The organism is Mycobacteriales bacterium (genome assembly GCA_035504215.1).
Lineage (GTDB): Bacteria > Actinomycetota > Actinomycetes > JAFAQI01 > JAFAQI01 > DATAUK01.
In genome coordinates this window covers 1-3892 of record DATJSI010000110.1, presented here as the reverse complement: position 1 = coordinate 3892, position 3892 = coordinate 1, and the positions used below count along the sequence as shown (strand labels likewise).

Sequence of the window (3892 nt, the reverse complement as noted above, 5' to 3'; positions counted from 1 at the left end):
GCGACTACTACATCGAGGGTGAAGGCTCGCTGCTGACCGTCGCGCACCTCGACAGCAAGGCGCACGCGACCGTCTCGCCGCCAGGGCTCATCGACGCGCTCGATCAAGCCACCGGCCTCACCTATGAGATCGACCCGAACGCAATGGCCGTGGGGCGCGGCGTCAACGTCGTACGCCGCGAGAAGTTCCCCGCCGAGCGCGCGATCGTGCAGAGCGGGTCCAAGGTCGAGGTGAAGTCAGGCAACGACCTGCTGTACTTCGACGGTTCGAAGCCGGTCGCGAAGCGCCGGGTCTGCGGCTACCCCCAGCAGGGTGTGGCCAACTATTTCGCTCCGTGGGCCATCGACCCGGTGACCCATGACACCTACGGATACTGCGTCCGCACGAACACCTTGCTGATCCTCCACGGGACCAAGCTGGTGGCGCACCTGAGCCTCGCCAACCGCCCGCGGTCGATCGCCTTCGACCGTCGACGCAACCTGGTCTATCTCCAGAGCTATGGTCATGTCGTCACGGTCCTGCACGGCACGAAGCGCGTTGGGACAGTGCACGTTCCGGCCGAACAGACCATCGGCACGCCGGTCGTCGACCCGTCGACGGGTGACGTGTACCTGCCGGGATACAACATCGTCTACGTCGTGCATCGGACGCAGTACCTCGGATCAGTCGCTGCCGGGCCCCTGCTGGTCGTCGACCCCGCCACTCATCGCGTGTACGCCGGTGGAAACGGAGCGCAGATTCTCCTGCTCAAGGGGGCCGAGGTCGTCGGCCACGTCGCGACGACGGCAGACCCCGCCGTCTACGACCCCATGGATCGTGCCGTCCTTGCGGCGACAGGCACCGGACTTCAGGTGATCCACGGCGCCAAGGTCGAGCAGACTGTGGTGATACCCAGGGTGACGTCGGCTTCGCGCATCGCCGTCGTACCGTCCCGCGGCTTGATCGTCGCGACGAACGGCGCCGTGGTCGCAGTGCTGCGAAGCTCGGCCGGAGCGAGTTCGTGATCCGCGCCCGCGCCGTGCTGCTGGTTGCCGGCCTGCTCGCCGCGTCCGCGCTCTCGCTGGTGGTTGCTCCGGCAACCGCCTCTGCCGGCCCGCTGTCGGGCCCGGTGCACGTCAAGGCCTACCGAGCCGGCGTCACCACCGACGTCACGGCGGTCGACACCAGGCGGCACATCGTCTACTCGACCAGCGCCGAGGGCTGGATCGTCGTGATCCACGAGAAGGGCGGCACCGTCCGCGACTCGTGGAACGGCCATGTCCACTGCTACGAGGACTGCGCGATCCGGGTCGACGACGCGAGCGGGGATGCGTATATCTCTGCGACGAACCAGACTGCGGTCACCGTCATCAAGGGCCAGCGGTTGGTCCGCCGGGTCCCGCTGCCGGCCGGCGCGTTGGGCGGCGCGATGATCGTCGACCAGAGGAGCAACGACATCTACGTGGCTGACAGCCGTCGGGCGGACATCGAGGTTCTGCACGGCACCCGGATCGTCCACACGATCGCGCTCGCGGCCGTCGCGGATGCGCTCGCCCTGGACCCGTCGACCGGCGAGCTCTACGTCGCAAGCAGTTCGAGCGACGATGTCATCGTCATCAAGGGCCACCACATCGCGTCGACCGTGACGCTGCCATTCGCCCCGGCGGCGATCACCGTCGACCCGACCGCGGATCGCGCGTATGCCGTTGACGGGGCCGGCTCGACTATCGCCGAGCTGACCGACGAGAAGGTGACCCGGTCGATCGCGCTCGACTCCCTCATGGGTGACGCTACGTCGTGGACGGCGGGCTCGATCGCGGCGGCGTACGGGACGCAGGAGCTCTACGTCGGGGTTATCGCGATGCACACCGCGGCAGGCGGTTACTCCTACGCCGTACCCGAGATCCTCACCGTGCACGACGGCGCACCCGACAAGGTTGTGACGATGCATCCGCCGGTCGCGGGCGAGCGAGCCAGGATGCCGGGGTTCATCGTCGACCGGGCTACGTCGTACGTGTATGCCGCGGCGCAGGCCTACGGCGGTGAGGTGCTCCGCGGCCACCACCTGGTCCAGGTGCTGAAGGTCGCGCGGACCAACGGCCAGATCGACCAGGCGAGGCACGAGATCTGGGTCGGCAACGGCCGCAACGCGGTCGACCGGATCCGGCTGCCGAAGTAACCGTTCGCCGCGCACCGGCGAGGCATCCCGATCGCTGGTCACTTGCCCGTGTGTGGCGCGACCGGGCACTAGATTGTCGCCGTGCACACGGGTCGGCTTTGCGTGTACGCCGTCGCGACGCCCTACGCGTGGGACGTCGTCGAGAGCGCGCGTCGGCGCGGGCTGCAGCCCTGGTGCCTGGACAACCTCGGAGGCGCGGATCCGCGGCTTCCCGGACTCGCGAGGACCGCTGAGCCGGCCGGCTTCGTGCTCGGGCTCTCGTCGGGGGTGCATCGGGCGACGGCGGCGGTGCTGGCTGCGGCGGCCGGTTGGGACCAACCGGCCGCGCTCGTCGACCCCACTGCCGTCGTACCGAGCACGGCGGTGGTCGGCCATGGTTGCTATCTCAACGCTGGGGTCGTCGTGGGTTCCCATACGACGTTCGGCTGCCACGTCAACGTGAACCGCTCCGCATCGGTGGGCCACGACAACACCTTGGCCTTCGCCGCATCACTTGGCCCGGCCGCAGTGACCGCCGGCGGAGTCAGCATCGGGGAAGCCGCGTTCGTGGGGGCAGGAGCGACCGTTCTGCCCGGGATCCGGGTCGGCCGGCGCGCGCTCGTGGGAGCGGGCGCGGTGGTCACTCGCGACGTTCCCGATCGCGCGGTCGTCGTCGGCAACCCGGCCAGGGTGCTGCGCGAGGTCGAGCCCGTGGAAGGCGACGACCGGTGTCCCCACTGCTGAGAGCGCAGGTGCCTGCTGTCCCGACGACGCGACCACGGGTCGGGCAATGACAGCTCCGCGCGCGAGCATCCTCGTGCCCACCCACAACAAGGCCACCACACTGCCGCTGGCGGTCGACTCGGCGTTGCGCCAGACCGTCGCCGATCTCGAGGTGATCGTGATCGGTGACGGCGTGACTGACGACGTACGGGTCGTGGGTAAGGAGCTTGCCGCCCGTGACTCGCGGGTGCGGTTCCTCGACCTTGCGAAAGGGCCGCACCACGGCGAGTGCTACCGGCACGACGCAATCGTCGACGCCAGAAGCAACGCGATCTTCTATTTGTGCGACGACGACCTGTTGTTGCCCGAGCACGTCGAGGACCTCCTGACCTTGCTGGCGGAGCACCAGTTCGCGCAGAGCTTCAACGCATTCGTGCGCCCTGATGGCTCGATCGGCTTCTACGCGTGTGACCTGTCCAGGCCGGAGTCGGTGCGGCTGATGCTGCGCGACGACCTGCGGTACAACGCGGTCAGCATCACGGGTACCGCGCACCGGCGCGACGCCTACCTTGCGCTGAACGACCCGTGGGACACGACGCCGGAGGGCGCCTGGCCCGACCATCACCAGTGGCGCAAGTTCTTCCGGCAGCCCGGGTTCACCGGAGCAACCTCGGACCGGGTGACGGCGCTGCAGTTCCCCACCAGCGCCGACGGCCGAGATCGGTGGAGCCCCGAGCAGCGACTGGCCGAGCTGTCCCGCTGGCACGATGTGGTCACCTCTGCCGGTGCCCAAGACGTCGTGGATGCGAGGGTGCTCACGGGGCTCCGGGCCGATCTGGTCATGCTCCGCGAGGCGCACGCGGTGGTGCGATGGCGGCTCGCGAGGGACGAGGCGAAGCTGAAGCGAATCCGGGCGCAGCGTCGCGCGCGCCGCGACGCGCAGGCGGCGCGGCTCGAAGCGAACCGCAAGGCGCGGTCTCTACGGCGACTGTTCCGCCGGGGGGATTCTCCGCCGGCGCGGCGCTCTGCAGT

General features: G+C 69.1%; 4 protein-coding genes. All 4 read left to right on the top strand.

Translation table 11 applies throughout. The annotated features are described in order from the left end of the window. A partial coding sequence (locus VME70_13380) for a hypothetical protein (GenBank protein ID HTW21191.1) occupies nucleotides 1-1004 on the top strand: 1004 nt, incomplete at its 5' end. Next, nucleotides 1001-2158: a hypothetical protein gene (locus tag VME70_13375; GenBank protein HTW21190.1), complete on the top strand. Its 1158-nt coding sequence runs from the start codon at nucleotides 1001-1003 to the stop codon at nucleotides 2156-2158. The genes VME70_13380 and VME70_13375, both read left to right, overlap by 4 nt. Nucleotides 2159-2239: 81 nt before the next feature. Beyond that, entirely contained in the window at nucleotides 2240-2881 is a 642-nt protein-coding gene (locus tag VME70_13370) for a DapH/DapD/GlmU-related protein (protein HTW21189.1), read from the top strand. A 46-nt stretch (nucleotides 2882-2927) separates the two neighbouring features. Continuing rightward, nucleotides 2928-3892: glycosyltransferase family A protein (locus tag VME70_13365; protein HTW21188.1), on the top strand; the 965-nt coding region annotated here is incomplete at its 3' end.